The organism is Modestobacter sp. DSM 44400 (assembly GCF_900107175.1).
Taxonomy (GTDB): domain Bacteria; phylum Actinomycetota; class Actinomycetes; order Mycobacteriales; family Geodermatophilaceae; genus Modestobacter.
This window is the reverse complement of the sequence record NZ_FNOZ01000017.1, coordinates 18652-45031: the sequence shown is the minus strand read 5'-3', so window position 1 is coordinate 45031 and position 26380 is coordinate 18652. Positions and strand designations below refer to the sequence as shown.

The 26380-nt window shown below is 74.5% G+C and carries 25 protein-coding genes and 1 riboswitch; of the genes, 13 read left to right on the top strand and 12 right to left on the bottom strand.

The genetic code is table 11. The features are described 5' to 3' along the window. Nucleotides 1–104: 104 nt before the first annotated feature. The 3 genes from def (at nucleotide 105) to cobM (ending at nucleotide 2702) form a co-directional block, all read left to right on the top strand. Nucleotides 105–662 (top strand): peptide deformylase, encoded by a 558-nt coding sequence (def, locus tag BLW04_RS12455; RefSeq protein WP_091541204.1) that lies wholly within the window; start codon nucleotides 105–107, stop codon nucleotides 660–662. Continuing rightward, the gene (gene cbiE, locus BLW04_RS12450) at nucleotides 659–1882 is read left to right on the top strand and encodes a precorrin-6y C5,15-methyltransferase (decarboxylating) subunit CbiE (protein ID WP_091541201.1); all 1224 of its coding nucleotides are present in this window, start codon (nucleotides 659–661) and stop codon (nucleotides 1880–1882) included. The genes def and cbiE overlap by 4 nt, the downstream gene beginning before the upstream one ends. A 79-nt stretch (nucleotides 1883–1961) precedes the next feature. Further along, nucleotides 1962–2702, top strand: a complete 741-nt coding sequence (gene cobM / locus BLW04_RS12445) for a precorrin-4 C(11)-methyltransferase (protein WP_091541196.1) — start codon at nucleotides 1962–1964, stop codon at nucleotides 2700–2702. 71 nt (nucleotides 2703–2773) lie between these two features. On the opposite strand, the gene BLW04_RS12440 is transcribed toward cobM, so the two are convergent. Next, entirely contained in the window at nucleotides 2774–3865 is a 1092-nt protein-coding gene (locus BLW04_RS12440) for a cobalt-precorrin-5B (C(1))-methyltransferase (RefSeq protein WP_091541192.1), read from the bottom strand. A gap of 17 nt (nucleotides 3866–3882) precedes the next feature. Between BLW04_RS12440 and BLW04_RS12435 the strand changes: the two genes are divergently transcribed. After that, complete coding sequence (locus BLW04_RS12435) at nucleotides 3883–4638, top strand: cobalt-precorrin-6A reductase (RefSeq protein WP_254781436.1); 756 nt, start codon at nucleotides 3883–3885, stop codon at nucleotides 4636–4638. 70 nt (nucleotides 4639–4708) lie between these two features. On the opposite strand, the gene BLW04_RS12430 is transcribed toward BLW04_RS12435, so the two are convergent. After that, nucleotides 4709–5611 carry an SGNH/GDSL hydrolase family protein gene (locus BLW04_RS12430; protein ID WP_091541185.1) on the bottom strand — a complete coding sequence of 301 codons (903 nt, stop codon included), beginning with the start codon at nucleotides 5609–5611 and terminating at the stop codon, nucleotides 4709–4711. Between the two features lie 205 nt (nucleotides 5612–5816). Between BLW04_RS12430 and BLW04_RS12425 the strand changes: the two genes are divergently transcribed. The 6 genes from BLW04_RS12425 (at nucleotide 5817) to BLW04_RS12395 (ending at nucleotide 12241) form a co-directional block, all read left to right on the top strand. After that, nucleotides 5817–6479: an HAD hydrolase-like protein gene (locus BLW04_RS12425; RefSeq protein ID WP_091541182.1), complete on the top strand. Its 663-nt coding sequence runs from the start codon at nucleotides 5817–5819 to the stop codon at nucleotides 6477–6479. Then, nucleotides 6476–7420, top strand: a complete 945-nt coding sequence (locus BLW04_RS12420) for an FAD-dependent oxidoreductase (RefSeq protein WP_091541179.1) — start codon at nucleotides 6476–6478, stop codon at nucleotides 7418–7420. Before BLW04_RS12425 ends, BLW04_RS12420 begins: the two co-directional genes overlap by 4 nt. 96 nt (nucleotides 7421–7516) lie before the next feature. Further along, entirely contained in the window at nucleotides 7517–8005 is a 489-nt protein-coding gene (locus tag BLW04_RS12415; protein ID WP_091541176.1) for a hypothetical protein, read from the top strand. Then, nucleotides 8002–8838 carry a GNAT family N-acetyltransferase gene (locus BLW04_RS27545; protein WP_217631017.1) on the top strand — a complete coding sequence of 279 codons (837 nt, stop codon included), beginning with the start codon at nucleotides 8002–8004 and terminating at the stop codon, nucleotides 8836–8838. Before BLW04_RS12415 ends, BLW04_RS27545 begins: the two co-directional genes overlap by 4 nt. Before the next feature lie 116 nt (nucleotides 8839–8954). Further along, complete coding sequence (locus tag BLW04_RS12400; protein WP_091541172.1) at nucleotides 8955–10655, top strand: GTPase family protein; 1701 nt, start codon at nucleotides 8955–8957, stop codon at nucleotides 10653–10655. Further along, entirely contained in the window at nucleotides 10652–12241 is a 1590-nt protein-coding gene (locus tag BLW04_RS12395) for a GTPase (RefSeq protein WP_091541168.1), read from the top strand. Before BLW04_RS12400 ends, BLW04_RS12395 begins: the two co-directional genes overlap by 4 nt. Nucleotides 12242–12254: 13 nt before the next feature. On the opposite strand, the gene BLW04_RS12390 is transcribed toward BLW04_RS12395, so the two are convergent. The 8 genes from BLW04_RS12390 to BLW04_RS12355 form a co-directional block, all read right to left on the bottom strand. Further along, a complete protein-coding gene (locus tag BLW04_RS12390) occupies nucleotides 12255–13490 on the bottom strand; it encodes an MFS transporter (protein ID WP_091541160.1) in 1236 nt (411 codons plus the stop codon). A 101-nt stretch (nucleotides 13491–13591) separates the two neighbouring features. After that, on the bottom strand, nucleotides 13592–15091 hold the full coding sequence (locus BLW04_RS12385) for a precorrin-2 C(20)-methyltransferase (RefSeq protein ID WP_091541156.1): 1500 nt from the start codon (nucleotides 15089–15091) through the stop codon (nucleotides 13592–13594). Continuing rightward, the gene (locus tag BLW04_RS12380) at nucleotides 15088–15708 is read right to left on the bottom strand and encodes a precorrin-8X methylmutase (protein WP_091541153.1); all 621 of its coding nucleotides are present in this window, start codon (nucleotides 15706–15708) and stop codon (nucleotides 15088–15090) included. The genes BLW04_RS12385 and BLW04_RS12380 overlap by 4 nt, the downstream gene beginning before the upstream one ends. Next, nucleotides 15708–16895: a precorrin-3B synthase gene (gene cobG, locus BLW04_RS12375; protein ID WP_091541149.1), complete on the bottom strand. Its 1188-nt coding sequence runs from the start codon at nucleotides 16893–16895 to the stop codon at nucleotides 15708–15710. The genes BLW04_RS12380 and cobG overlap by 1 nt, the downstream gene beginning before the upstream one ends. A gap of 28 nt (nucleotides 16896–16923) precedes the next feature. After that, the gene (locus BLW04_RS12370) at nucleotides 16924–17739 is read right to left on the bottom strand and encodes a DUF4383 domain-containing protein (RefSeq protein ID WP_091541145.1); all 816 of its coding nucleotides are present in this window, start codon (nucleotides 17737–17739) and stop codon (nucleotides 16924–16926) included. 136 nt (nucleotides 17740–17875) lie between these two features. Beyond that, nucleotides 17876–18205 carry a tetratricopeptide repeat protein gene (locus tag BLW04_RS12365; RefSeq protein ID WP_091541141.1) on the bottom strand — a complete coding sequence of 110 codons (330 nt, stop codon included), beginning with the start codon at nucleotides 18203–18205 and terminating at the stop codon, nucleotides 17876–17878. Further along, the gene (locus tag BLW04_RS12360; RefSeq protein ID WP_091541138.1) at nucleotides 18202–18627 is read right to left on the bottom strand and encodes a hypothetical protein; all 426 of its coding nucleotides are present in this window, start codon (nucleotides 18625–18627) and stop codon (nucleotides 18202–18204) included. Before BLW04_RS12360 ends, BLW04_RS12365 begins: the two co-directional genes overlap by 4 nt. Before the next feature lie 19 nt (nucleotides 18628–18646). Further along, complete coding sequence (locus tag BLW04_RS12355; RefSeq protein WP_091541135.1) at nucleotides 18647–20101, bottom strand: GntP family permease; 1455 nt, start codon at nucleotides 20099–20101, stop codon at nucleotides 18647–18649. 193 nt (nucleotides 20102–20294) lie between these two features. On the opposite strand from BLW04_RS12355, the gene BLW04_RS12345 reads away from it, so the two are divergent. Beyond that, nucleotides 20295–20801, top strand: a complete 507-nt coding sequence (locus BLW04_RS12345; RefSeq protein ID WP_175484030.1) for an FKBP-type peptidyl-prolyl cis-trans isomerase — start codon at nucleotides 20295–20297, stop codon at nucleotides 20799–20801. 27 nt (nucleotides 20802–20828) lie between these two features. Here BLW04_RS12345 and BLW04_RS12340 read toward each other — a convergent pair whose 3' ends face one another. Then, the gene (locus BLW04_RS12340) at nucleotides 20829–21203 is read right to left on the bottom strand and encodes a type II toxin-antitoxin system VapC family toxin (RefSeq protein WP_091541128.1); all 375 of its coding nucleotides are present in this window, start codon (nucleotides 21201–21203) and stop codon (nucleotides 20829–20831) included. Beyond that, nucleotides 21200–21448 (bottom strand): type II toxin-antitoxin system Phd/YefM family antitoxin, encoded by a 249-nt coding sequence (locus BLW04_RS12335; protein WP_254781434.1) that lies wholly within the window; start codon nucleotides 21446–21448, stop codon nucleotides 21200–21202. The genes BLW04_RS12340 and BLW04_RS12335 overlap by 4 nt, the downstream gene beginning before the upstream one ends. A gap of 353 nt (nucleotides 21449–21801) precedes the next feature. Between BLW04_RS12335 and BLW04_RS12330 the strand changes: the two genes are divergently transcribed. Next, nucleotides 21802–22602, top strand: coding sequence for a sensor histidine kinase (locus tag BLW04_RS12330; RefSeq protein WP_091541118.1), 801 nt, complete (start codon nucleotides 21802–21804; stop codon nucleotides 22600–22602). Beyond that, nucleotides 22590–22648: riboswitch (cobalamin riboswitch) on the top strand. Its footprint overlaps the gene before it by 13 nt. Nucleotides 22649–22707: 59 nt before the next feature. Further along, entirely contained in the window at nucleotides 22708–26373 is a 3666-nt protein-coding gene (gene cobN, locus BLW04_RS12325) for a cobaltochelatase subunit CobN (protein WP_091541114.1), read from the top strand. The last annotated feature ends 7 nt before the right edge of the window (nucleotides 26374–26380 follow it).

Below are 26380 nucleotides of genomic sequence, written 5' to 3'. Positions count from 1 at the left end.
GCGGATGCTTGTGCCCTGGGTCGCCCGGCGATTCAGAGCACAAGCTTCCGCAGTGGACATCGCGGTCACTGTAGGGACAGCAGACGTCCCTAGGATCGACGGTCATGCGCCTGCCCGGCCGTTACGACGGCGTTGCCCGGCCGATCGTCACCTACGGATCGGACCCGGTCCTGCACCGTCCGTGCGCGCCGGTGACCACCTTCGACCGCGAGCTGCGGCACCTCCTGCTGGACATGTTCGCCAGCATGGCCGCCGCCGACGGGGTGGGGCTGGCGGCCAACCAGATCGGTGTCGACGCCCGGGTCTTCGTCATCGACTGCCCGGACGCCGAGGGCGAGGACGTCGTCGGTTACGCGGTGAACCCGGTGCTCACCATCCTGGAGCCGGTCGGCGACGAGCCCGCGGTCGAGCGCACCGAGGAGGGCTGCCTGTCGGTGCCGGGCCCCTACGCCGAACTGGAACGGGCCTTCCGCGCCCGGGTGGACGGCGTCGGCGTGCACGGCGACCCGGTGTCGATCGAGGCCACCGGCATGGCGGCGCGCTGCCTCCAGCACGAGGTCGACCACCTCGGCGGAACGGTCTACGTCGACCTGTTGCCCGCCGAGCGGCGCGAGCAGTTGCTGGCCGAGGCCGCCGGCCCGGACGGTGAGCTGCCGGCGTGACGACGGCACCCGAGGGGTGGACCGTCACCGTCGTGGGCGTCGGCGCCGACGGCTGGGACGGGCTGTCGCCGGCCGCCCGCCGGGCGGTCGAGGGCGCCGAGGTGCTGCGCGGCAGCGCACGTCAGCTGGGCCTGGTCCCCGGCTGTGTCGCCGCGGAGCGGGTGCCCTGGCCCTCGCCGATGGGTCCGGCGCTGGACGAGCTGCCGGCCGCGCACCCCGGCCGGCGGGTGGTGGTGCTGGCCAGCGGCGACCCGATGACCTCCGGGGTCGGCAGCTCGTTGGTCCGCCGCTTCGGGGCCGCCGCCGTCGACGTCGTCCCACACCCCTCCGCGGTGACGCTGGCCTGCGCGCGGCTGGGCTGGGCGGTGGAGTCCGTGGAGGTCGTGCCGGTGGTCGGGCGGTCGGTGTCCCTGGTGGCCCCGCACGTGACGCCGGGAAGGCGGCTGGTGGTGCTCGGCTCGGACACCACGACGCCGGCCGCGGTGGCACGGCTGCTCACCGCCGCCGGCTACGGCGCGAGCCGGCTGACCGCGCTGGCCCAGCTGGGTGGCCCTGCGGAGCACCGGTTCACCGGCCTTGCCGCCGACTGGCCGCACGCCGCGACCGATCCGCTGGTGCTCACCGCCGTCGAGGTGGTCGCCGATGCCGGAACGGTCCCGCTGCCCACCGTCCCTGGGCTGCCGGACGACGCCTACGCCTCCGACGGCCAGCTGACCAAGCGGGACGTGCGGGCGGTGACGCTGTCCCGGCTCGTGCCGCTGCCCGGCCAGCTGCTCTGGGACGTCGGCGCCGGTGCGGGGTCGATCGGCGTCGAGTGGATGCGGGTGCACCCCTCGTGCCGGGCGATCGCGGTGGAGGCGCGCCCCGATCGGGCCGCGCGGATCACCGCCAACGCGACCCGGCTCGGCGTTCCGGACCTGCAGGTCGTCGAGGGCGCGGCGCCCGAGGCCCTGCTCGGGCTGCCGCAGCCGGACGCCGTCTTCGTCGGTGGCGGCGCGACCACCCCGCTACTGCTGGACGCCTGCTGGGAGACCCTTGCGCCGGGCGGGCGGCTGGTGGTCAACGCGGTGACGGTGCAGAGCGAGGCCGTGCTCGCCGAGTGGCACGGCCGCTGGGGAGGCTCGCTGACCCGGCTGTCGGTGGCCCAGGCCGAGCCGGTGGGCGGCTTTCTCGGCTGGAAGACCGCGATGCCGGTGACCATCTGGTCGGTGACGAGGTGAGCGCCAATACCGCTGTAAAGGCCCCGCTTGCTGTCGCCTCTACTGCGGTGATGGCGAAGCCGGACCGGAGGACGACGTCATGACGGTGCACTTCATCGGGGCTGGGCCGGGGGCAGCCGACCTGGTCACCGTGCGGGCGGCGCGGCTGATCGCCGCCTGCCGGGTCTGCCTCTACGCCGGTGCCCTGGTGCCGCGGGAGCTGCTCGACACGGCTCCGGACGGCGCCCGGCTGGTCGACACCGCCGACCTGGACCTCGACCAGATCACCGCCGAGCTGGTCGCCGCGCACGAGGCCGGGCTGGACGTCGCCCGACTGCACTCCGGCGACCCGTCGGTCTACAGCGCGATGGCCGAGCAGATGCGCCGGCTGGACGCGGCCGGGGTTCCGTACGACGTCGTCCCCGGGGTGCCGGCGTTCGCAGCGGCCGCGGCCAGCCTGAAGCGGGAGCTCACGGTGCCCGGGGTGGCGCAGACCGTCGTCCTGACCCGGACGTCGGCGCGCTCGACGCCGATGCCGCCGAGGGAGGAGCTGGCCGCCTACGCCGCGACCGGCGCGACGCTGGTGCTGCACCTGGCCGTGCAGCGGATGGACGACCTCGCCCCCGAGCTGGCCGCGCACTACGGCACGGACTGTCCGGTCGCGGTGGTGGCGCGGGCCAGCCGGGACGACGAGCTGGTGCTGCGCGGGACGCTGGCAGACATCGCCGATCAGGTCACCGCGGCCGGGGTCCGGCGGACGGCGGTCGTGATCGTGGGCCGGGCGCTGAGCGCTGACCAGTTCCCGGACAGCCATCTCTACTCGACCACCCGGCCCCGATGAAGGCAGAAGGACCCCCTCCTCCTCCCCCTCACCCCTCGCAGGCCCGGGGCGGTGCCCGCGAGGGGGCCGGGCTACGTCCGGCCGACGATGGCGCCGCCCCGATCGATCACGACCACGTCCACCTCGACCGGGGCGCCACGGAGCACGTCGAGCGATGTCTTCCGCGCGCCGGCCGCAACCAGGTCGCCCAGCGGCAGGCCGGCGGCGGCGCACTGCTGCAGCGCGTCGAGGGCGGTGTTGGCGCCCAGCATGCACTCGACCAGCTCCGCGGACCCGCCGGCGTCGGCGACCAGCGTCGCCAGCGCCGCGAAGGAGACCTGCGAGCGGGCCGAGTGCAGGTCCAGGTGCCCGTCGGCGAGCTTGGCGAGCTTGCCGATGCCACCGGCGATGGTCAGCCGCGGCACCGGGTGGCGGCGCAGGTACTTCAGCACGGCGCCGGCGAAGTCGCCCATGTCCAGCAGTGCGTCCTCGGGCAGGCCGTAGAGCTCGCTGACCGTCCGCTCGCTGGTCGAGCCGGTGCAGCCGGCCACGTGGGTGTGCCCGGCGGCGCGGGCCACGTCGACGCCGCGGCGGATCGAGTCGATCCAGGACGAGCACGAGTACGGGACGACGACCCCCGTCGTCCCCAGGATGGACAGGCCGCCGAGGATCCCCAGCCGCGGGTTCCACGTCTTGCGGGCCAGCTCGGCGCCGTTCTCCACCGACACCTCGATGACGACGTCCCCGGTTCCGTCGAAGCGCTGGGCGACGGCGGCGACGTGCTCGGTCATCAGCCGGCGCGGCACCGGGTTGATCGCCGGTTCGCCCACGGCCAGCGGCAGCCCGGGCTTGGTCACCGTGCCGACGCCCTCGCCGGCCCGGAACACCACCCCGGTGCCCGGCCCGCCCACGGTCACGGTCGCCGAGACCAGCGCGCCGTGGGTGACGTCGGGGTCGTCGCCGGCGTCCTTGACGATGCCGGCCGTGGCCGTGCCGTCGCCGAGCGACTCCCGCGCCAGCGCGAACGTCGGGTGCTTGTCATGGGGGAGGTCGATGCTCACCGGGTCGGGGAACTCGCCGGTCAGCAGGGCCGTGTAGGCCGCGGTTGTCGCCGCGGTGGCGCAGGCGCCCGTCGTCCAGCCGTGCCGCAGGCCCGTGCTCTTCTCGCGCCCGGCCTCCGTCACGTGGCCATCGTGCCTCGGTGGCACGGGTGAGCGGGCAGGTGCTGGTGCTGGGCGGCACGGGGGAGGCCCGCCGGCTGGCCGCGGCGCTGGTCGCCGAGGGCGTGGACGTGCTGTCCTCGCTGGCCGGGCGGGTCGCCGAGCCGGTGCTGCCGGCCGGCGACGTGCGGATCGGCGGGTTCGGCGGCGCGCAGGGGCTGGCCGACTGGCTGGACGAGCACCGGCCGCGCGCCGTCGTGGACGGCACGCACCCCTTCGCGGTGCAGATCACCGGCAACGCCGTCCGCGCCGCGCAGGCGACCGGTACACCGCTGCTCCGCCTGCACCGCCCCGGCTGGACGCCCCGGCCGGGGGACACATGGCGATTTGTCGACACGTTGACCGACGCCGCCCACGCGGTCGCCGCGTTCGGCACCGTGTTCATCACCACCGGCCGGCAGGGCGTGGCTGCGTTCGCCGGAGTGCCCGGGCACTGCCTGGTCCGCTCGGTCGACCCGCCGGACACCCCGCTCCCGCCAGGGGCGACGCTGCTGCTGGCCCGCGGGCCGTTCAGCGTCGCCGACGAGGTGGCGCTGATGCGCGAGCACGGGGTGGACGTCGTCGTCACCAAGGACTCCGGCGGCTCCCTCACCGAGGCCAAGCTGACCGCGGCGCGGGAGCTGGGCCTGCCGGTGCTGCTGGTTCGCCGCCCGCCGCTGCCCGACGGCATCTCCACGGTCGCGACGGTGGAGGAGGCCCTTGCCTGGGTGACGAGCCGCTCGGCTCGGCCACGCTGAGGGCGCCTGGGTCCTGCCGGTCCCAGGCGCCCTCGAGCCGGCAGGTCAGGCCCCACCGGTGTGCGGTGGGTCAGAGGCCCAGCTGTGCCAGGGTCTGCTCGGCCATCGCGGCCTCCCCGGTGGCGTTCGGGTGGACCGGGTAGGCGTTGACCGGCCCGCTGAACGGCTCGACCCAGCGCTGACCGACCGGCTGGCAGGCGTCATGGCCCGCCGAGCTGACCGACATGTCGACGAACCGGCTGCCGGTCTCCGCGGCCGCCTTCTCCACGGCGCCGTTGAGGGCCAGCGCCCACTCGTCGACGTAGGGGACGTCACCCATCGAGATCGGCATCGACGGGTAGCAGGCGAGGACGCCGGTGTCGGGCAGCACGCGCGGGTAGCCGAGGATTACGACAGTGGCGCGGGGAGCCTTCTGGTGGACGGCGGTGAGCGCGCGCACGAGGTTGGGGTAGGTCTGGTCGGCGACGATGTCGGTGAACTTCGACCCGTACTGCTTCTCACAGGGGTTGCCCGCCACGTCGTGAGTGGTCAGCGACGCGGTGATGCAGCCGGTGAGAATGCCGGTGAACGCGCCGCCGTCGTTGCCGCCGATGGTCATGGTCACCAGTCGGGTGTCCTTGGTGACCGTGTCCAGCTGCGGGGGTGCGCCCGTGTTCGGCTGCGAGGTGAAGAAGTCCGACGTCTTCGCGCCGCTGCAGGTGACGTCCATGAAGGACAGGGGCTGTGTGACGGCGGCGATGTCGTGGGCATAGTTCAGCTGCGAGCGGCTGCACGCCGGCGGTGATCCCAGGACGAACGGGGCCACGCCCGCCGCGGACGAGTAGCTGTCACCGAGCGCGACGTACGGGGAGGTCTCGATGAAGTGCCCTGAAGCGGTCGGCGGCGAGTCCTTTGCGACGGCGGGGAGTGCGGTGACGACTCCCATCGTGGCGGCGAGGACGGCCGTGGCCAGGGCGGTGACGGTGCGGCGCATGCGGCCTCCGGTGTCCGGATCGGCGACTCTGCCGACCGGTGAACGAGCGGTGGTGCGCCGTCTTCGCGCCCGACCGCAACCCTCCCGTGCTGGAAGCGGTCCACGTCATACTAAGGAGGGGCATCGGACCAGACCACACGGGCCACTGCGCCGGCCCGCCGGCAAGGTCGTCCCGGCAGTTCCATCTCGTTCCGGGTCGGTCCGAATGGGCCTGTCCCAGCGATTGGTGCTGTTCGACCTGGACGGAACGCTCGTCGACTCCGCGCCCGGCATCGGGGCCTCGACCCGGGTGGCCGTTGCCGAGATGGGGCTGCCCGAGCCGACGCCGGCACAGCTGCGCGCGATGGTCGGCCCCCCACTGCAGGACGGCTTCGCCACCACGTTCGGCCTCTGCGGGGACGACGTCGACCGGGCGGTGCTCGCCTATCGGGCGTGCTACGCGGCCGGCGCGATGCTGGACGCCCCGCCGCACCCGGGCATTCCCGAGTTGCCCGCCCAGCTGCGGGCCGAGGCGGCGACGCTGGCGGTGGCCACCAGCAAGCCGGCGGAGTTCGCGGTGCAGATCCTGGCGCATGTGGGGTTGTTCGGGCAGTTCGCCGGGGTGCACGGCGCGACGCTGGACGGCGCCGTCCGGCACAAGGAGCTAGTGGTGGCCGCAGCCGCGGCGCTGGCCGCCCACCCGGACGGCGAGCGCCCGGTGCTGGTGGGCGACCGGGCGCAGGACGTGTTCGGCGCCTTGGTGCACGGGCTGCAGTGCATCGGCGCCGGCTGGGGGCCGGCGCCGGGGGGTGAGTTGGCCGCGGCCGGGGCGGCCGTCGTCGTGGCCACGCCCGCTGAGGTGCCGGCGGCGCTGGCGGTGCTCCGGTGAGGCGGGTCACCGTGGTCGGCGGCGGCGTGATCGGGCTGAGCATCGCCGCCGAGCTGGCCCGTGCCGGCAACGCGGTGACCGTGGTCGCGGACCGGTCCGCCACGGACAGCGTGTCCGCCGTCGCCGCCGCCGTGTGGTTCCCCTACCGGGCCGGGACGTCGCCCGCCGTCCCCACCTGGCTGGCGCGCTCGCTGGTCCGGTTCGCCGAACTCGCCGCCGACCGGGCCACCGGGGTCGACCTGCGGGAGGGGATGGTCGTCGAGCGCCGACCCGGCGCCGACCGATCCTGGACGGCGGCGGTCCCCGAGCACCGCGAGGCGACGACAGCCGAGCTGCCGCCCGGAGCCCTGGCGGGGGTGCGGGCAACCGTTCCGGTGATCACCGTGCCCACCTACCTCGCCTGGCTGCACGCCCGGTGCGACCGGCTCGGCGTGCGGTACGTCCGCCGCACCGTCGGCTCGGTGGACGAGTGCGCAGCCGATGCCGACCTCGTGGTCGTCGCGGCCGGCCTGCGTTCCGGGGAACTCGTGGACGACGACACCCTGTACCCGATCCGCGGGCAGGTCGTCCGGCTGCCCAACCCGGGGATCACCGAGTGGGTCACCGACGACGACAACCCGGCCGGCGTGACCTACGTCGTCTCCCGCCGGAACGACGTCGTCTGCGGCGGTGTCGCCGAGGTCGAGAACTGGGACCTCACCCCCGACCCCGACACCGAGGCGGCGATCCTGCGGCGCACCGCGGCGCTGGTCCCCGCGCTGGCCGGGCTGCCCGTGCTCTCCCGGGACGTCGGGCTCCGGCCCGGGCGGGACACCGTCCGGCTGGAGCGGGTCGAGGGCCACGCGGTGCCCGTGCTCGCCTGCTACGGCCACGGCGGTGCCGGCGTCACGATGTCGTGGGGATGCGCGGAGGCGGTCGCCGACCTCGCGCGCGGCAGCTGACCGCACCGGCCCGCGGCGATCCTCGCGGCGCGTTTCTGTCGGACCCGGCGGGCACACTCGGACCCGACGACGTCCGTCCGTAGCCTGGAGGCCGCAGTGATCGGTGAACCACGGGCAGCCGACCTCGACCTGGTCGACCTGGAGAGCGCGCTGCTGCGCGCCGCGGTCGGCGACTACGCGGCCGAGGCGGCCGTCCTGCTGCTCGCCAACTCCGGCCACTGGCTGCCCCAGCTGCAGGCGGCCGGGCTGATCGCGATCGCACTGGACGGCGACGCCGCCGACGGCGGCCCGTGGGCCGCCGTGCAGTGGGGCGAGCTGGACGGCGCGCTGCGGCGGGGGACCGTCACCGGCACCGGCGGGCAGCTGCGGGTCCTGCGGGCCGCGGCCAGCCTCGCCGACGGGCAGGCCGTCGACCTGGCCGACCTGACCGCCGGGCTGGACCGGGACGAGCTGACCTTGCTGTTGGCCGCCGTGTCCCATGCCGCGGGCAGCCACGAGCACCACGTCGTCGTCCGCGACGCCGAGGGCGTTCCGCATGTCGGCGCCCTGCTGGGGCCGGTCGTCGCCTGGCCGACGGCCGAGTGAACGATGTCGACATCCGCACCGACGACGACCGCCGCGTGACCGTGGTCGCCGTCCTCGACGTCCCACCCGAGGGTGTGCAGGCCTTCCAGCGGTACGAGAGCCGCGTCCTGCCGCTGCTGGCCCGCCACGACGGCTGGCTGGACCGCCGACTCCGCAGCGCGGATGGAACCACCGAGGTGCACGTCCTCTCCTTTCCCTCCGACGAGGCGTACCGGGGCTACCTGGCCGACTCCGAACGGGTCGGCTCCGAGCCGCTGCTCGCCGGCGCGGACGTCGGCCGGCGGGTGCTGGAGTTGCTGGTGGACGTCGGCCCGCCGTTGCCGGTGCGGGCGGAGATCGTCCACCTGAACCTGCCCGCGCTGGAGGCGCTCGCCGCCGGTGACCTGGCGGCTGCGGGCCCGCTGACGCCGGTGCCTGTGACGCCCTACCTCGTCGGCAGCGAGTGCCGGGGCGTGTGGCGGATGCGGGCGGCCCAGGTCGCCGCGGACCCGGTGAGCGCCGCCTGGGTCACCGGTCTGGTCTGGGATCCCGACGGGCAGCGCACCGTCGGCCGGGCCGGCTTCCACGGCCCGCCCGATGCGGCCGGGATGGTCGAGGTCGGGTACTCCATCGACCCGGCACACCGGCGCCGCGGCCATGCCCAGGCTGTCCTGCGTGTGCTGCTGGCGCGAGCCGTTCGGGAGCCCGCGGTGCGCACGGTGCGGGCATCGGTCCGGCCGGACAACACCGCCTCCCGCGACCTCGTGCTCGCCCACGGTTTTCGGCAGGTCGGCGAGCAGGACGACCCCGAGGACGGGCTCGAGATCGTCTACGAGGTGCCCGCCGGGTCGTGACGTAGGCGGAGGCGGTGCGTTCCTCCGCATGGCGGCAGGTGCCGCCGGTTGAGCCCGTTCCCTGGCCGTGATCATGTCGAGGGGTGAGCGGGCCTGAAGTCGGGCAGGTATCGGGCATGACCGCACCGCCCGGGCTGCCCGATGCCCTGCAGCTGCTGCGCGACCGGGTTGCCGCGGCGCCGCTGACGCTGGGCGTCCCCGGCCGGGACGACGCTCTCCGGGCCGCCCGCGGCGTCGTCGACCAGGTCGACGACTACCTGCTCCCGCGGCTGCGGAACCTCGACGCCCCGCTGCTCACCGTGGTGGGCGGCTCGACCGGCGCGGGCAAGTCCACGCTGGTCAACAGCATCCTCGGTGCCACGGTCACCACCCCGGGCGTGCTGCGGCCGACCACTCGCGCCCCCGTACTGGTCTGCGCCCGCGCGGACCGGGCGCAGTTCTCCGGCGACCGCGTCCTCCCCGGCCTGGCCCGCACCACCGGCGGCGAGGCCGGCCCCGGCGGCCTGCAGCTGGTGACCACCGACGCGCTGCCCGCCGGGCTGGCCCTGGTCGACGCCCCCGACGTCGACTCGGTCGTGGAGGCCAACCGCGACCTGGCCGGCCAGCTGCTGGCTGCCGCCGACCTATGGGTGTTCGTCACCACCGCCGCCCGCTACGCCGACGCCGTCCCGTGGGACCTGCTGCGCACCGCGCGGGAGCGGGGCACCGCACTCGCCGTCGTGCTCGACCGGGTGCCGCCCGAGGCCGTGCGCGAGGTGGCCGACGACCTCTCCGGCATGCTGCAGCGCGCCGGGCTGTCCGCGGCCCGGCTGTTCGTCATCGAGGAGCGCCCGCTCACCGATGGCTTCCTGCCCGAGGAGCAGGTCGCGCCGCTGCGCGGGTGGCTGCACGCGCTGGCCGCCGACCAGGAGCAGCGGGCCGCCGTCGTCCGGCAGACCCTCGCCGGCGCGCTGCAGAGCATGGACGAGCGGGTCAGCGCGATCGTCGCCGCCGTCGAGGACCAGACCGTCGCCGCCAGCGCGCTGGAGACCGCGGCCGAGGCGGCCTACGCCGCGGCCCGCGCCGGAGTGGACGAGGGCGTGGCCAACGGCAGCCTGCTGCGCGGTGAGGTGCTGGCCCGCTGGCAGGAGTTCGTCGGCACCGGCGAGTGGATGCGCGGCCTGCAGGCGCAGGTCGGCCGGCTCCGCGACCGGGTCACCGCCGCGTTCACCGGTCGGGCCAGCCCCGCCGACGACCTGCGCGGCGCGCTGGAGTCCGGCGTGGAGACGCTGCTCCGCGCCGAGGCCGACAAGGCCGCCGAGCGCACCGTGACCGCCTGGCGCGGACTGCCCGGCGGGCTGGGCCTGCTCGCCGGCCGCGAGTCCGAGCTCGAGGGCGTCTCCCCGGCGTTCACCGGTGCGGCCGCCGACGCGGTGCGCAACTGGCAGGGCACCGTGCTGGACCTGGTCCGCAGCCAGGGGGCGGACAAGCGCACCCGGGCCCGCTTCCTGTCCTGGGGCGTCAACGGCGCCGGCGCGGTGGTGATGGTCGCCGTCTTCGCCTCCACCGCCGGGCTCAGCGGCGCCGAGCTGGTCATCGCTGGCGGCACGACCGCGGTCGGGCAACGGCTGCTGGAGGCGGTGTTCGGCGACGCGGCCGTGCGCCAGCTCGCCGCCGCGGCGCGTACCGACCTGGATCAACGGGCCGCCGACCTGCTGGACGGCGAGCAGGCCCGGTTCACCGAGCTGCTGGACGCCGCAGCCCCCACCCCGGGCAGCGCCGACGAGCTCCGCGACGCCGTCCGGATGCTCGCCGCCGCCCGCGGAGCACGTGCGTGAGGCGGTCGGAACTGCCGCTGACCGACCGGCTGGCCGCGCTGCGTGAGGCGGTCGAGGTCGCCGAGGAACGCCTGGAGGTCCCCGAGGTCGCCCGCGCCCGCACCCTGCTGGCCAAGGCCGGTGCCCGCGAGGCCCTCGGCGACGCGACCGTCGTCGCGCTGGCCGGCGCAACCGGCAGCGGGAAGTCCACGCTGTTCAACGCGCTGTCCGGCAGTGAGGTCAGCACCCCCGGCGTCCGCCGGCCCACCACCGGCGTCGCGCACGCCTCCGTGTGGGGCGAGCACGGTGCCGACCGGTTGCTCGACTGGCTCGAGGTGCCCCGCCGGCACCGGGTGGCCGGCGGCGAGCCGGGCCTGGACGGTCTGGTGCTGCTCGACCTGCCCGATCACGACTCGATCCGGCTGGAGAACCGGCTGGAGGTCGACCGGCTGGTGGAGCTGGTCGACGTGCTGGTCTGGGTGCTGGACCCGCAGAAGTACGCCGACGCAGCCGTCCACGAGCGCTACCTGGCTCCGCTCGCCGGGCACGCCGGGGTCCTGGTCGTCGTCCTCAACCAGGTCGACCGGCTCGACGAGCCGGCAGCGCGGGCCTGCCTGGCCGACCTGCGTGGGCTGCTGGACAGCGAGGGCCTGGCCGCGACGCCGGTGGTGGCGACGGCCGCCCGCACCGGAGCAGGGCTGCCCGAGCTGCGCGCCGAGCTGGCGAAGCGGGTGGCTGCCCGCCGGGCGGCGACCGACCGGCTGGCCGCCGACGCCCGCTCGGCGGCCGGGGCGCTGGCCGTGCACTGCGGCAGCGGTGACTCCACCTCCCGCAGCCGGTCGCGCATCGCCGACGAGCGCGAGGGCCTGGCCGATGCCCTTGCCGACGCCGCGGGGGTGCCCGCCGTCGTCACCGCAGTCGAGCGGTCGGCCCGCCGCCGGGGCGCGGCGCACACCGGCTGGCCGCTGCTGCGCTGGGTGGGCAAGCTCCGGCCCGACCCGCTGGGCCGGCTGCACCTGGGCGACGAACGCGCCCGGACGTCACTGCCCCAGGCCGGCGCGATGCAGCAGGCCGCGGTCAGCGCCGCGTTGCGGCGCGCCCGGGACGACGCCGGGGACGGCCTGCCGCAGGCCTGGCGGGACGACCTGCGGCGCACCGCCGAGGTGTCCGAGGAGCGGCTGGCCGGCCAGCTGGACCGCGCCGTCGCCGGAACCGACCTCGGACCGGAGCGCACCCCGCTGTGGCAGCGCGCGGTCGGCGGGTTGCAGTGGCTGCTCGTGCTGGTCGCCCTGACCGGCGCGCTGTGGCTGCTCGGGCTGGTCGCGCTGGGCTGGCTGCAGCTGGACGACGTCGTTCCGCTGCCACGGGTGGAGGGGCTGCCGCTGCCGACGTTGCTCCTGGTCGGCGGGCTGCTGGCCGGATTCCTGTTCGCGCTGGTCGCCCGGCCGTTGGTCGACCTCGGCGCCCGGCGGCGCGGCAGACAAGCCCGGCGCCGGCTGGCCGCGCGAGTGGGCGAGGTCGCCGACGCGGAGGTGATCGAGCCGCTCGCGGAGGCCCAGGAGGACCATCGGCGGTTCTGCGCGGCGGTGACCCGGGCGCGGTCCTGAGCTCAGAGAACGGTCAGGCGACCGGCTCCCGGGAGCGGACCGGCGCGGCCGCGGGCTCGACGGTCACCGGCTGCCGGCGGACCACCAGCCCGGCGACCGCGGTGAGCGCCAGCACGATCACCGCGCCGCCGTAGACCTCGGCGGTCAGCGCCAGGCCGACGGAGGTGGCGGCGACGCCGGCGGCGATGGCCGGCACGGAGAACGCGAGGTAGCTGGCGGTGAAGACCGCCGACAGCAGTCCGGCCCGCTCGCCGGGCGCGACGCCCTGGGTGACGGTGGCGATGGCGCCGAGGAACGCGGCGCCGAAGCCGAAGCCGGAGACCACGGCGGCGGCGAAGAAGAGCCAGGTGGAGACGGTGGCCAGCGCGACGATGGTGCCGGCGATGCCGACGACGAAGACCAGCGCCCCGGTCACCATCGCCCGGGCGGGGGCGACGCTGCGCATCCCCAGCGAGCCGACCAGGCCGGTGCCGTTGAGCGCCAGGATCAGCAGGCTGCCGACCAGGTGGTCGTCGATGCCGAACACGGTGGCCACCAGCGACGGGCCGAGGGAGGCGTAGAGACCGCCCAGTGCCCAGGTCGCCAGCAGGCACGGCAGCACGGTGATGAACGCCGGCCGCTGTGACCTCGGCACGTGTACGCGGGAGAGCAGGGAGCGCAGGGCGCCCGGCCGCTGCGGCGACGACTCCGGCAGGAAGACCATGATCGCGACCGCGGCGAGCACGAAGGCAGCGGCGAGCACGCTGAACACCCAGTCGGTGGGATCGGCGACGTACTCCACGAGCAGCCCGGCGGCTACCGCGCCCAGCGACAGGCCGAAGCCGGGAGAGGCGCTGTTGACCAGCGGACCCAGCGGCTTCTCCGGCCGCTGCAGGTCCAGCAGGGCCGCGCCCATCGCGCCGGTGAGCGCCCCGGTGCCCAACCCCTGCACGATGCGGGCGGCGATCAGCCAGCCGACGCCGTCCGCGACGAGGAACAGCACCATGGCCGCGGCCTGCATCAGCAGTGCCCCGGCCAGCACCGGACGGCGGCCGATGTGGTCCGACAACTCGCCGACGATCAGCAGCGCCAGCAGCAGCGCGAAGGCATAGACGCCGAAAATCAGCGTGAGCACACCGGAGGAGAAGCCGAACCGCTCCTGATAGACACGGTACAGCGGCGAGGGGACGCCGGAGGCCGCGAGCACCAGCACCAGCAGGAGGGCGACGGACCAGAAACCGGCCGGTCGGGACAGACGCAGGGACGGCACGACCGGTAGCAAGCCGAAACCGCTGGTCGGTGTTCCCGTCCCGAGGCCACCCTGCAGGGGCCCGCTCCGAGCTTGCGAGGAGTGGGGGGCAGGGTGGTCCTTCAGCAGCCGGGGTAGTGGCGGGAGGTGAACACCTGGCCGGACGGCGCCACCTGCGTCTGCGACGAGCCGATCAGCACCAGGCAGCGCATGTCGACCGTGTCCGGCTTGAAGTCGCCCAGCGTGGTCACGGTGACCTTCTCTTCCGGCCCGCCGACGTCGCGGCCGACGACCACCACCGTGTCCGGTCTCTTCACCTCCAGCAGCACGTCGCGGGCCTCGGCCAGCTGGTGCGGCCGGGCCTTGGACCGCGGGTTGTAGAGGGCGATCACCAGGTCCGCGGCGGCGGCGTGCCGCAGCCGGTCGACCACGACGTCCCAGGGCTTGAGGACGTCGGACAGGCTCAGGACGGCGAAGTCGTGCCCGAGCGGCGCCCCCACCCGGGAGGCCACGGCCTGCGCCGCGGTCAGGCCGGGCAGCACCCGGACCTCGACGCCGGCGAACTCTGGCTGCGCGGCCACCTCGAGCACCGCGGCGGCCATCGCGAAGACCCCGGGGTCGCCGCTGGAGACCACCGCCACCCGCCGTCCGGACTGCGCGAGCCGCAGCGCCGCCGCGGCCCGCCCGGCCTCCACCCGGTTGTCGCTCGGGTGCCGGGTCTGCCGGGGGTTGGCCGGCACCCGGTCCAGGTACGGGCCGTAGCCGACCAGGTCATCGGCGCAGGACAGCGCCTCGGCGGCCTCGGGCGTCGTCCAGCTGCGCTTGCCTGGGCCGAGCCCCACGACGACGACCTCACCGGTGCGCGGTTCGTCCTCCCGCGGCTGTTCCGGCCCCGGGACCGGCCCGGTCAGCTCGCTGGGCAGCAGGGCGAGGGAGAAATAGGGGACCGTGTCCGGGTCGACCTCGGCCAGCGGCATCGTGCGCTGTTGCGTCGTCGTCGCCCGCTCCACGTAGAAGGCGCGGTCGAGCACGCCGGCGGCCTCGAAGGCGTCCCGGACGTTGCGGAACGTCCGGCCCAGCTTCAGCACCGCGGCCGAGTCGGTGGTGGCCAGCCACTCGGCGAGCTCCTCGGTATCCAGCGTGCCGGGCAGCACCGTGAGCACCTCGTCCCGCTCGACCAGTGGCCGGCCGAGCACCGCCGCGGCGCCGCTGACGCTGGTCACGCCGGGGACCACCTCGGTCGGGTACCGGTGCGCCAGCCGCTTGTGCATGTGCATGTAGGAGCCGTAGAAGAACGGGTCGCCCTCGGCGAGGACGACGACGTCCCGGCCGGCGTCCAGGTGGGCGGCGAGCCGCGCGGCGGCGGCCTCGTAGAACTCGTCGATCGCGCCCTGGTAGCCGCCGGGGTGGTCGGTGGTCTCGGTGGTGACCGGATAGACCAGCAGCTCCTCGACCTGGCCCGCGCGCAGGTACGGCGCGGCGAGTGCTCGGGCGACCGAGCGGCCGTGCTGGGCGGCATGGAAGGCGACGACGTCGGCGGCGCCGATCAGCCGGGCGGCCTTGACGGTGACCAGCTCGGGGTCGCCCGGGCCCAGCCCGACGCCGTAGAGACGCCCCGTCATTCGACCGTGCTCGCGATCGCGTTGACGGCGGCGGCGGTGATCGCGCTGCCGCCGCGGCGGCCGCGGACGACGAGGAAGTCCAGGTCCGAGGCGGCAAGGGTCTCCTTGGACTCCACGGCACCGATGAAGCCGACCGGGATGCCGATGACGGCGGCCGGGCGGGGTGCTCCGGCGGCGACCATCTCCAGCAGATGGAACAGCGCGGTCGGGGCGTTGCCGATGGCCACCACCGCGCCGTCCAGCCGGTCGCCCCACAGGTGCATCGCCGCGGCGGTGCGCGTCGTTCCCAGCTCGCGGGCAAGATCGGGGATGCGCGGGTCGTTGAGCGTGCAGACCACGTCGTTGTCCTTGGGCAGCCGGCGGCGGGTGATCCCGGCAGCGACCATCTGCGCGTCACAGAGCACGGGGGCGTCGGCGTGCAGTGCCTCGCGGGCCCGGGCCACCACGTCGGGGGAGAAGGCGACGTCGGCGACCAGGTCGACCTGCCCGCAGGCGTGGATCATCCGGACCGCCACCTGGGCGATGTCCTCCGGCAAGCCCGAGAGGTCGGCCTCCGCGCGGATGGTGGCGAAGGACTGCCGGTAGATCTCGGCGCCGTCGTGCTCGTAGTCGTACATCAGTCTCTTCCGATCCGGTAACCGGCCGGCGTCGCGACGACGTCGACGGCTGCGCCGTGGGGGCGTCCGCAGCCCCGCTCGCACCCCACCCAGTGTTGGCGGGCGCCGCCGGCGGGCAGCGTGCCGCCGACCACCGCGGCGGCGGCGTCGGCGCGGACGTCGGCCAGCGACTTCGCGCAGCCCGGCCGCCCGGCGCAGGTGGTGACCAGCCGCCAGGGGCTCGCCTCGTCGAACACCATGCCCGACCGGTGCAGGTCCACGGCGGCGTCATCGACGGTGTCCTCGGTCAGGTCCGGGACGACGACGGTCCGCCACGGCGTGAGCTCCACCTCCGGCGCGAGCCCGGCCAGCAGTTCGGCCTGCGCGGCGGACAGCACCCCCAGCGGCACCAGCGCGGCCAGCGCGGTCCGCCCGTCGAGCTGCGGCAACGCGCCCACCGGGCCGTTCACCGGCGGCGCAGGCACCCCCACCGGGCGGCCACAGTGGCCACGTTGGCCGGAAAGGCGGGCGGTGACCTGTTCCCGCCCGTCAGTGAGTTCGGCGAGCCGCCAGGCGCCGGTGCCCTGGGCATCGCGCTCGGCGAGGAAGGCACGGGTCGCGGCCAGCGCCAGGACGACGGCGCCCGCGGGGTCGACGCGCAGCCCGGAGTCGCGGCCGGCGAGCAGCAGCGCCACCGAGGTGGGGGAGAGGGCGAGCAGGCCGACGTCGCCACCGAGGCCGGCCACGTCGCCGCGGCCGTCGTCCAGGGTGGCGAGGTAGCGGCCGGGCAGGCCGGCCAGGGAGGCGTCGGCGCAGAGGCCGGCATCCAGCGCCGCCGCCCAGGGCCGGACGTCGACGTGCCCACCCGCCGTCCGGCCGGACAGCCCACTGGCCAGTACGTTGCGGACCCGCTCATGCGTGGCGCTGGGCAGCAGACCCGCGGCGGCCAGCCGGTCGCCCAGCTCGGTCTCCGTGCCGACCGCGAGGCCGCGGAGCTGCACGTTGCCCCGACTGGTGAGCTCGAGCGACCCGTTGCCCAGTTCGCGGGCGGCCGCGGCCAGCGCCCTCAGCTGACCGGCACGCAGCGAGCCGCCGGAGACCCGGACCCGGGCCAGCCCTCCGTCGGCCGCCGGATGGGTCTGCAGCGCACCCGGACAGGCGTCGATCCGCGTTCGGGTCGGGATGGCGGACGTCGCGGCAGAGTTCATGGCGTCCGCGAGGCTACTTCCCGGCCGGCTACCCCTCCCGGTGCCGCCGTCCGCGGGTGGGGGCCACGGCACGATCGGTCCAGCGGCCGGGAGCAACGGGCCGGGTGGGCGGCGTTCGCGACGGGAGGCCGAACTCCATCCATACCCGGCGCCGTTGTCCGCGGGTGTGGACCTGGGCCATGGCCCGCACCCGGCGCCGCTGGTCGTCGGTGGCCCGGTGCTCGGTGACGGCGATCTCCGCCTCGCGCATGGCGGCCTCCGCGGCGAACTCCTCAGGCGTCGACGGGTGGGACTCCGGCGGCTCGGTCTCCTCGCCGTGCGGGTGCGCGTACGGGCTGTCGGGCGGGAGGTTCCCGGAGACCCGGCCGTAGGCGCCCAGGGTCAGCAGCACCAGCCCGACGGCGATCGAGAACAGCACGTTGCTCATTTCGAAGGCGAGGAAGTTCCAGCCGGTCCGCAGCACCGCCAGGTTTCCCAGCGCCGACAGCAGGAACAACGACCCGACCAGGATCATCACCATCGAGGCGACCCGCGGCCCACAGAGGTCGGCTCCGATGAGGACGACGGCGGTGAGCACCGACAGCGCGGACAGCAGACCGTTGGAGGAGAGGCCGAGGATGCGCTGGCCGTCGGTGGAGAAGAAGTCGAGCCCGCCGGCGAACCCGAGCAGCCCGAAGACCAGCAGGAACGCGGCGACGACGAGCGCACCGGCCCGCTGGACGAGGTACACCCGGCTGCCAGCCGGTTGCTCGTCGGCGCGGCCCGAGCCGGCGATCCCGTCACCCGGGGGTTCGTGCTGCTCTCCGCTCGTGCGGTACGGCAGAAGGTGAGTTCTCCGGCTCATGGTGGGCTCCCTCGCTAGGAAGCAAGTGTATTCCGCTTCCGGCGGCCCGAGAGCGCTCCGAGCGGATGAGGTGATGCGCAGATGAGGCGCCGTCCCCGGCCGGGAAGGCGCCCCATCTGCACAATGCTCCGAGGGTTCAGTCGGCGCCGAGGGCGTCGGCGACCCGGTGGTGGACGACGGCGTCCGCGGCCCGGCTCTGCCGTTCCAGCGTGCGGGCCAGCGCGCGGCGGGCCCACCCGTTGGACGGGGCCAGCTCCACCAGCCGGGTCAGCGTCTCCTCGGCGCGGCGCAGCTGGGCAGAGGCGAAGTAGCTGCGGGCGAGCAGCTCCAGCGCGGCGGCGTTGGACGGCTCGGCGGCGACCACCGGCTCCAGGATGCGAGCGGCCTCGGTGGGCTGTCCCATCGTGACGTACAGGTCGGCGCGCAGGTACTCGGAGTGCAGGTCGATCTCGTTCGGCTCGGTCATGGTGCTCCTCCCACCGCGGTGAACACCCCGGCCACCCCGCTGCTTCCCGGTGCCTCCACCGAGGCCGGCGGCCGTCGACGGGCCGCCGCCGCGGTAGCGGTCCTCAGCCGGGCCGGCGCCGCCGTGCGGCCAGCAGGGTGAGGACGGCGACCGCCGTAGCCAGCAGGAACCCGCCGCCGATGGCCGGCTGGTCGTCCGCGCCCAGGCTGGTGCTCAGCGAGTAGACGCCGGCGCCCGGCTGCCAGGGTCGCGCCGTAGAGCCGGCTGCCGTCCAGGTCCCGGGCGGCCAGCGGCAGCACGGTGATGTACGCGATGCCCTGGACGGCGGCGGCGAACTCGGCGAGCAGCAGCGCCAGCAGCAGCCGCCCGCGACGGTCCGCGAAGACGGCCCGCAGCGAGGTGCCGGGAACCGTGCCGGTCACGGGTGGGTCGGCCCGCCGGTCAGACGATGACCGACAGCACCAGCACCCCGATCAGGCCCACCACGGAGATGATCGTCTCCATCACCGACCAGCTCTTGATGGTCTGGCCGACGGTCATCCCGAAGTACTCCTTGACCAGCCAGAACCCCGCGTCGTTCACGTGGGAGAAGAACAGTGAGCCGGCCCCGACGGCCAGCGCCAGCAGCGCGGTCGTCGGCTTGTCGAGATCGGCGGCCAGCGGAGCGACGATCCCGGCCGCGGTGATCGTGGCAACCGTTGCCGAGCCGGTGGCCAGCCGGATGCCCACGGCCACCAGCCAGCCCAGCACCAGCGGAGAGAAGTTCGCGCCCTCGGCGGCATCGGCGATCAGGCCGCTGATCCCGGAGTCGACGAGCAACTGCTTGAAGCCTCCGCCTGCGGCGACGATCAGCAGGATGCCGGCGATGGCCGGCAGGGACCCGCCGAGGGTGTCGGAGATCTTCTGCCGGCCGAAGCCGACCGCGTTGCCGAGGGTGAACATCGCGACGATGACGCCGGCCAGCAGGGCGATGACCGGTGTACCGATGATGTCGGAGATCGAGCGCAGCGTGCTGCCGTCGTCCAGGGTGAGCTCGCCGATCGCGCCCAGCAGCATCAGCACCACGGGGAGCAGGACGGTGGCCACGGTGGCGCCGAAACCGGGCTGGTGGCGCGGTCGGGCGTCGTCCCGGGCCGGGTCCCCGACGCCGCCCAGGTCTTTGCCGGCGTCGATCGATCCCGCTCCCGTCGAGCCGGTCTCCCGGCCCCCCGCCGCAGCGCCGACCAGGGCGGTCGGTGTGGCGACGTGCAGCCGGGCGCTGATGAAGCTGCCGAACACCGGGCCGGCGAGGATGACGCACGGGATCGCCAGGATCAGGCCGAAGAGCAGGACCAGGCCCAGGCTCGCGCTCAGGCTGCTGATCGCGACCAGCGGACCGGGGTGCGGCGGGATGAACCCGTGCAGCACCGACAGGCCGGCCAGTGCCGGGATGCCCACGCGGAGCACCGGCTGGCTGCTGCGGTGGGCGACCAGCAGCACGATCGGGATGAGCAGGACGACGCCGATCTCGAAGAACAGCGGGATGCCGATCAACGCGGCGACCCCGCCCATCGCCCAGGGCAGCGCCCGGGGGCCCACCCGGTCGACGATCGCGGTCACCACCCGGTCGGCGCCGCCGGAGGCGGTGAGCAGACCACCGATCATCGCGCCGAGGGCGATGAGCAGGCCGACGCTGCCGACGGTCGACCCCACCCCGGCGGTGAAGCTGGTGACGATGTCGCTGACCCCCACCCCGGCGATCACGCCCAGGACGGCGGAGCCCAGGATCAGCGCCAGGAAGGGGTGCACCTTGAGCACGGTGATCAACACGACCACCACGGCTATACCGATGAGTGCGGCGGCGATGAGCAACGTGGAGCTGCTGGTGTGGTCGACCTCGGCGGCCAGGAGGCTCATCGGTGGTGCTCGGTGCGCGCGGTGGAGTTCATGATCAGCAGTTTCGACCTCCTGCTCTCAGCCAGCAACCAGGTGGCCACACGCCGCCGTTCAGTACTGTCCGGAGGGCCGTCCACCGCGACCGCACCGACCGCGACGGGCTCCGCCCCGTCGTTCCCCGACTCGAGCAGCTGCTCGGCCAGGAGACCTCCCCATGATCCGCCGCACCGCCCCGCGGGCACTGCTCGCCCTGCTCGTCGCCGCGTCGCTCGCTGCCTGCGGTGGTAGCGACGAGGAGTCCCCGACGGCAACGGCCGAGCCGGCCGCTGGGATCTCCACCGACCTGAGCGTCGCGCCCGAGGTGCCGCCGGCAGACGCCCCACCGCCCGGCGACCTGCAGGTGAGTGACATCGTGGTCGGCTCCGGGCCGGAGGCCGTCGACGGCGCCACCGTGGCGGTGAAGTACGTCGGTGCCTTCTACGAGACCGGTGAGCAGTTCGACTCCTCCTGGCGCCGCGGCGCCGACGAGACCCTGCCGGTCACCCTGGGCGCCGGCCAGGTCATCCCGGGCTTCGAGCAGGCGATCACCGGCATGCGGGTCGGCGGCCGCCGGCTGGTCGTCATCCCCAGCGATCTCGGCTACGGCGCGCAGGGCCAGGGCCCGATCCCCGGTGGCGCCACCCTGGTCTTCGTGCTGGACCTGGTCGAGGTCGGCGTCTGACGGACTCGTCCGGCGGCCGGCTGCGGATCAGGTCGTCAGGAGAGGTACGCCGTACTCCGCGAACCGGGGATCCCGCGTGACGACCGTCAACCCCTCGGCGATCCCCTGTGCGATGAGCATTCGGTCGAAGGGATCCCGATGATGGTCAGGCAGGCGGGCGGCGGCCAACGCGTGGCCGGCGGAGATGGACAGCGGGGTAAAGCCGTTGTCCGCGATCTCTGCTTCCACGTCGGCCGGGCCGGAGAGCTTGCCGATGGCCTGTTTGATGCCGATTTCCCAGCACGAAGCGGCCGAGACGACGGCGAGTTCCGCGGTGGCGATCGCTTCCGTCGCCTCGCCCGTCAGGCGCGTATCGCCGTCCAGCCACCAGAGCAGGACGTGGGTGTCGAGCAGGAGCCTCACGGCAGTTCGCCGCGAAAGGCTGCCGCGAGTTCCGCCGGCAACTCGTCGAAGTCGTCCGTCATGTGTATCTGACCGCGCGCACTGCCGGGAGCCCGCCGCGGAACTGGATGTCCCACCGGGACCAGCCGCACCAGCGGCCGTCCGGAGCGGGCGATGACGACGTCCTCGCCGGCGAGTGCCCGGTCGATCAGCCGGGACAGCTGCGTCTTGGCCTCGTAGACATTCACCGGTTCCAGAACTCCCATCCCGGCACCGTACTGCTGGTTGGTCTGGTTGGCCAAGAAGTCGACAGGCCGTTCCGCGGCCGCTGCGGCACGCCCCGGGCCGGCGGTCCGCCGCCGGGCGGCGTGCCTGCGGACGGGGCCTCGGACCGTGGACGGCCGCTGGGCGCGTCGCTGCCCGGCGTCGGGGCGGTGCTCGCACCCGACGGCGACTCCACGGCGGTCGACGAGCTGGTGGCCTGGCTGCCCTCGTCCGGGCCGGAGGACGCCCCGGCCGCGATCGTCAGCCCGAACGCCGCCGCCAGTCCGGCTGCACCCAGCAGACCCCGGACCGCCCCGGCACCGAGCTGGGCCGGACCGCCTCCGCGTTCGACGACATGCTCGACGAGCTGGTCGGCGCCGAGGACCAGGCCCGCCGGGCCGAGGCGGGGATGCGGGATCTGCTCAGCGACGCCGCGCACGAGCTCCGCACCCCATTGGCCGCGGTCCGGGCCTCGGTGGAGACGGTCCTGCGGACGAACCCCCCGCGGGAGCGCCGGGAGGAGCTGCTGGCCGGAGCGGTCCGCGAGCTGGCGCGCTCGGGGCGGCTGGTCGCCGACCTCCTGGACGTCGCCCGGCTCGATGCCGGATCCGGCCCGGCACTGGACCTGACCGATGTGGACCTGCGGTCGCTGGCCGAGCGCCGCGCCCGGCGGTTGGTGACCGGTGAAGCAGCCGTGACGGTCGAGGGAGAGTCGGTCGACGTACGGGTGGACGCCGACCGCATCACCCAGGTGCTGGACAACCTGCTGCGCAGCGCGGTCCGAGCCGCCGGACCGAACGGGCACGTCGCCGTCGTCGTCCGGTCCGCGACCGGCCGGGCCGAGGTCGATGTCGGCGACGACGGCCCGGGCGTCCCGCCGGCGGAGCGGGAGCGCATCTTCGACCGTCTGGTCCGGCTCGACGCCGCCCGCAGCCGGGACGGAGGGGCGGGGCTGGGCCTGTCCATCGCCCGCGGCTTCGCCCGGGCGCACGGCGGTGACGTCGTCTGCCTGCCCGCGGCCGCGGGCGCCCGCTTCCGGCTGAGCCTGCCGCTCGGCGGTCCGCAGGCCGCAGGCACGGACGGTGCCGGAACTCCATCACCGGCAGCGACCGGTACGGTCGCGGGCAGCACGGCAGTGCAGCAGGGAAGCCGGTGAGAACCCGGCGCGGTCCCGCCACCGTGACCCGGGGAACCGGGAGAGCCAGACACCTCGGCTGCCGTGTCCGACGACCCGGGGCGCGGACCCCGAGGGAGGCACTCCATGAGCGCACGCACCTTCGCCCTGCTGTCCACCAGCGACACCGACCTGCTGTCGGCGCGGTCGTGCGGCGCGGACTGGAAGCTGGCCAACCCCGCCCGCCTGGACGCCGACGGCATAGTGGGAATGGCCGCGGGCAGCGACCTCGTCGTCGTCCGGATCCTCGGCGTCCGGCGGCAGTACGAGGACGTGCTCGCCCCGCTGCTCGCCGGCTCCGTGCCGGTTGTCGTCCTCGGCGGGGAGCAGGTGCCCGACGCCGAGCTGATGGAGCTCTCGACCGTGCCGATGGGCGTGGCCACCGAGGCGCACGGCTACCTGGCCCAGGGCGGACCGGACAACCTCGCCCAGCTGCACGCCTTCCTCGGCGACACGGTCCTGCTGGACGGGGAGGGCTTCGACCCGCCGTCGGTCGCACCGGAGTGGGGCGTGCTGGAGCGGGAGTCCCGAGGCGACGGCCCGGTCGTCGCCGTCCTCTACTACCGGGCGCACCACCTGTCCGGGAACACCGGCTTCGTCGAGGCGCTCTGCTCGGCGATCGAGGACGCCGGCGGCCGCGCGCTGCCGGTCTTCACCGCCTCGCTGCGCACCGTCGAGCCCGGCCTGGTCGACGTCCTGCGCACCGCGGATGCCCTCGTCGTCACCGTGCTCGCCGCCGGCGGGTCGAAGCCCGCAACCGCCCAGGCCGGTGGGGACGACGGCGCCTGGGACGTCGGGGAGCTGGCGAAGCTCGACGTCCCGGTGGTGCAGGGGCTCTGCCTGACCACCAGCCGCGCCGTTTGGGCGGCCAACGACGACGGGCTCTCGCCGCTCGACGTCGGCAACCAGGTCGCCATCCCCGAGTTCGACGGCCGGCTGATCAGCGTGCCGTTCTCCTTCAAGGAGACCGACGCTGACGGGCTGACCTCCTACGTCGCCGACCCCGAGCGGGCCGCCCGGGTCGCCGGAACGGCGGTCGCCCATGCCCGGCTGCGACACACCGCACCTGCCGAGCGCCGCATCGTCGTCATGCTCAGCGCCTATCCGACCAAGCACGCCCGGATCGGCAACGCGGTCGGCCTGGACACTCCGGCGTCCGTCGTCCGGCTGCTGGCCGCGATGGCCGGCCAGGGCTACGACATCGGCCCCTTCGACGGTCCCGGCGCGCTGCCCGGCGTGGCCGACCTGGACGGCGACGCGCTTATTCACGCCCTCATCGCCGCCGGTGGGCAGGACGCCGACTGGCTCACCTCTGAGCAGCTGTCGGGCAACCCGGTGCGCATCGGTGTCTGCGAGTACCGCGCGTACTTCGACACGCTGCCCGCCGAGCTGCGGAAGGCGATGGTCTCCCACTGGGGTAAGGCGCCCGGGTCCCTGTTCGTCGACGAGACCGACGGCGCGATCGTCTTCGCCGCGCTGCGGGCCGGGAACGTCGTGGTGATGGTGCAGCCGCCGCGTGGCTTCGGGGAGAACCCGATCACGATCTACCACGACCCGGACCTGCCGCCGTCCCACCACTACCTGGCCGCCTACTGGTGGCTGCGGTCGCAGCAGTCGGCCGGCGGCTTCGGGGCGCATGCGATGGTGCACGTCGGCAAGCACGGCAATCTGGAGTGGCTGCCCGGCAAGACCGTCGGCATGTCCGCGGCCTGCGGGCCGGACGCCGCGATCGGCGACCTCCCGCTGGTCTACCCGTTCCTGGTCAACGACCCCGGCGAGGGCACCCAGGCCAAGCGCCGGGCACACGCCACGCTCGTCGACCACATGGTGCCGCCGATGGCCCGCGCCGACTCCTACGGCGACATCGCCCGGCTCGAGCAGCTGCTCGACGAGCACGCCAACATCGCCGCGATGGACCCGGCGAAGCTGCCCGCCGTCCGCCAGCAGATCTGGACGCTGATCCAGGCCGCCAAGCTCGACCACGACCTGGGCCTGGCCGACCGCCCGCACGACGCCGAGTTCGACGAGCTGATCCTGCACGTCGACGGCTGGCTGTGCGAGATCAAGGACTCCCAGATCCGCGACGGCCTGCACGTGCTCGGTGCGCCGCCGACCGGTGCCAACCGGGTCGACCTGGTGCTGGCGATGCTGCGTGCCCGGCAGATCTGGGGTGGTGCGGTGGCGCTGCCCGGACTGCGGGAGGCGCTCGGACTGACCGAGGACGGCACCGCCGGGCTGCACGCGACCGACGCGGTCGAGGCCCAGGCCGCGGCGCTGGTCGCCGGCATGGAGGACCGCAACTGGGCGTCCGCGGCGGTGCCGCTCGTCGTCCGCGAGGTGCTGGAGCGCGAGGACGAGGCGGTCGCCGCCGTCCTTCGGTTCGCCGTCGACGAGATCGTGCCCCGGCTGGAGCGCACCACGGATGAACTGGACATGACGCTGCACGCACTGGAGGGCGGTTACGTGCCGGCCGGGCCGTCCGGCTCGCCGCTGCGCGGGCTGGTCAACGTGCTGCCGACCGGCCGGAACTTCTACTCCGTCGATCCGCGGGCGATCCCCTCCCGGCTGGCCTGGGAGACCGGGTCGGCGATGGCCGAGTCGCTGGTCTCGCGTTATCGCGACGACCACGATGGCGGGTTCCCCCGCTCGGTGGGGCTGTCGGTGTGGGGCACGTCGGCCATGCGGACGGCGGGTGACGACATCGCGGAGGTGCTGGCGCTGCTCGGCGTCCGGCCGGTCTGGGACGACGCCTCCCGGCGGGTCACCGGCCTGGAGCCGATCCCGCTCGATGAGCTGGGCCGGCCGCGGATCGACGTCACCGTGCGGATCAGCGGGTTCTTCCGGGATGCCTTTCCGCACGTGGTGACCATGCTGGACGACGCGGTGACGCTGGTGGCGGGGTTGCCCGAGTCCGACGACGAGAACTTCGTCAAGGCACACGTCGACGCGGACGAGTCGACGCACGGAGACCGGCGGCGGGCGACCACCCGGGTGTTCGGCTCCAAGCCCGGCGCTTACGGGGCGGGGCTGCTGTCGCTGATCGACTCCCGCAACTGGCGCGGGGATGCCGACCTGGCCGAGGTCTACGCCGTGTGGGGCGGCTACGCCTACGGCCGCGGGCTGGACGGCGTCAACGCCCGGCCGGACATGGAGACCGCCTACAAGAGGATCGCGGTGGCGGCCAAGAACATCGACACCCGAGAGCACGACATCGCCGACTCCGACGACTACTTCCAGTACCACGGCGGGATGGTCGCCACCGTCCGCGCGCTGACGGGGACGGCGCCGGAGGCATACATCGGCGACTCCACCCGGCCCGAGCAGGTCAGGACCCGCTCGCTGGTCGAGGAGACCTCGCGGGTGTTCCGCGCCCGGGTGGTCAACCCGAAGTGGCTGGCCGCCATGCGCCGGCACGGCTACAAGGGCGCCTTCGAGCTGGCGGCGACCGTCGACTACCTGTTCGGCTACGACGCGACGACCGGCGTGGTCGCCGACTGGATGTACGAGAAGCTGGCCGAGACCTACGTGCTGGACCCGGAGAACCGGGCGTTTCTGGAGGAGTCCAACCCCTGGGCGCTGCACGGCATCGCCGAGCGGCTGCTGGAGGCCGTCGACCGGCAGATGTGGGCCGAGCCGGACCCGGCGTTGCTGGCCGAGCTGCAGCAGGCCTACCTGGACACCGAGGGCGACCTCGAGGGCGGCGACAAGGACCCCGTTCCCCCCACGCCTCGCAAGCTCAGCGCGGGACCCTGAACGGGGC

What these genes read in the sequence shown, in the direction of transcription:
- BLW04_RS12365 (WP_091541141.1), bottom strand. Translation starts at nt 18,205, where the DNA reads ATGACCGAGCCGAACGAGATCGACCTGCACTCCGAGTACCTGCGCGCC.
- BLW04_RS12425 (WP_091541182.1), top strand. Translation starts at nt 5,817, where the DNA reads ATGGGCCTGTCCCAGCGATTGGTGCTGTTCGACCTGGACGGAACGCTC.
- cobM (WP_091541196.1), top strand. Translation starts at nt 1,962, where the DNA reads ATGACGGTGCACTTCATCGGGGCTGGGCCGGGGGCAGCCGACCTGGTC.
- BLW04_RS12330 (WP_091541118.1), top strand. Translation starts at nt 21,802, where the DNA reads ATGCTCGACGAGCTGGTCGGCGCCGAGGACCAGGCCCGCCGGGCCGAG.
- BLW04_RS12335 (WP_254781434.1), bottom strand. Translation starts at nt 21,448, where the DNA reads ATGGGAGTTCTGGAACCGGTGAATGTCTACGAGGCCAAGACGCAGCTG.
- BLW04_RS12380 (WP_091541153.1), bottom strand. Translation starts at nt 15,708, where the DNA reads ATGTACGACTACGAGCACGACGGCGCCGAGATCTACCGGCAGTCCTTC.
- BLW04_RS12370 (WP_091541145.1), bottom strand. Translation starts at nt 17,739, where the DNA reads ATGAGCCGGAGAACTCACCTTCTGCCGTACCGCACGAGCGGAGAGCAG.
- BLW04_RS12345 (WP_175484030.1), top strand. Translation starts at nt 20,295, where the DNA reads ATGATCCGCCGCACCGCCCCGCGGGCACTGCTCGCCCTGCTCGTCGCC.
- BLW04_RS12430 (WP_091541185.1), bottom strand. Translation starts at nt 5,611, where the DNA reads ATGCGCCGCACCGTCACCGCCCTGGCCACGGCCGTCCTCGCCGCCACG.
- cobN (WP_091541114.1), top strand. Translation starts at nt 22,708, where the DNA reads ATGAGCGCACGCACCTTCGCCCTGCTGTCCACCAGCGACACCGACCTG.
- BLW04_RS12385 (WP_091541156.1), bottom strand. Translation starts at nt 15,091, where the DNA reads ATGACGGGGCGTCTCTACGGCGTCGGGCTGGGCCCGGGCGACCCCGAG.
- BLW04_RS12400 (WP_091541172.1), top strand. Translation starts at nt 8,955, where the DNA reads ATGACCGCACCGCCCGGGCTGCCCGATGCCCTGCAGCTGCTGCGCGAC.
- def (WP_091541204.1), top strand. Translation starts at nt 105, where the DNA reads ATGCGCCTGCCCGGCCGTTACGACGGCGTTGCCCGGCCGATCGTCACC.
- cobG (WP_091541149.1), bottom strand. Translation starts at nt 16,895, where the DNA reads ATGAACTCTGCCGCGACGTCCGCCATCCCGACCCGAACGCGGATCGAC.
- BLW04_RS12355 (WP_091541135.1), bottom strand. Translation starts at nt 20,101, where the DNA reads ATGAGCCTCCTGGCCGCCGAGGTCGACCACACCAGCAGCTCCACGTTG.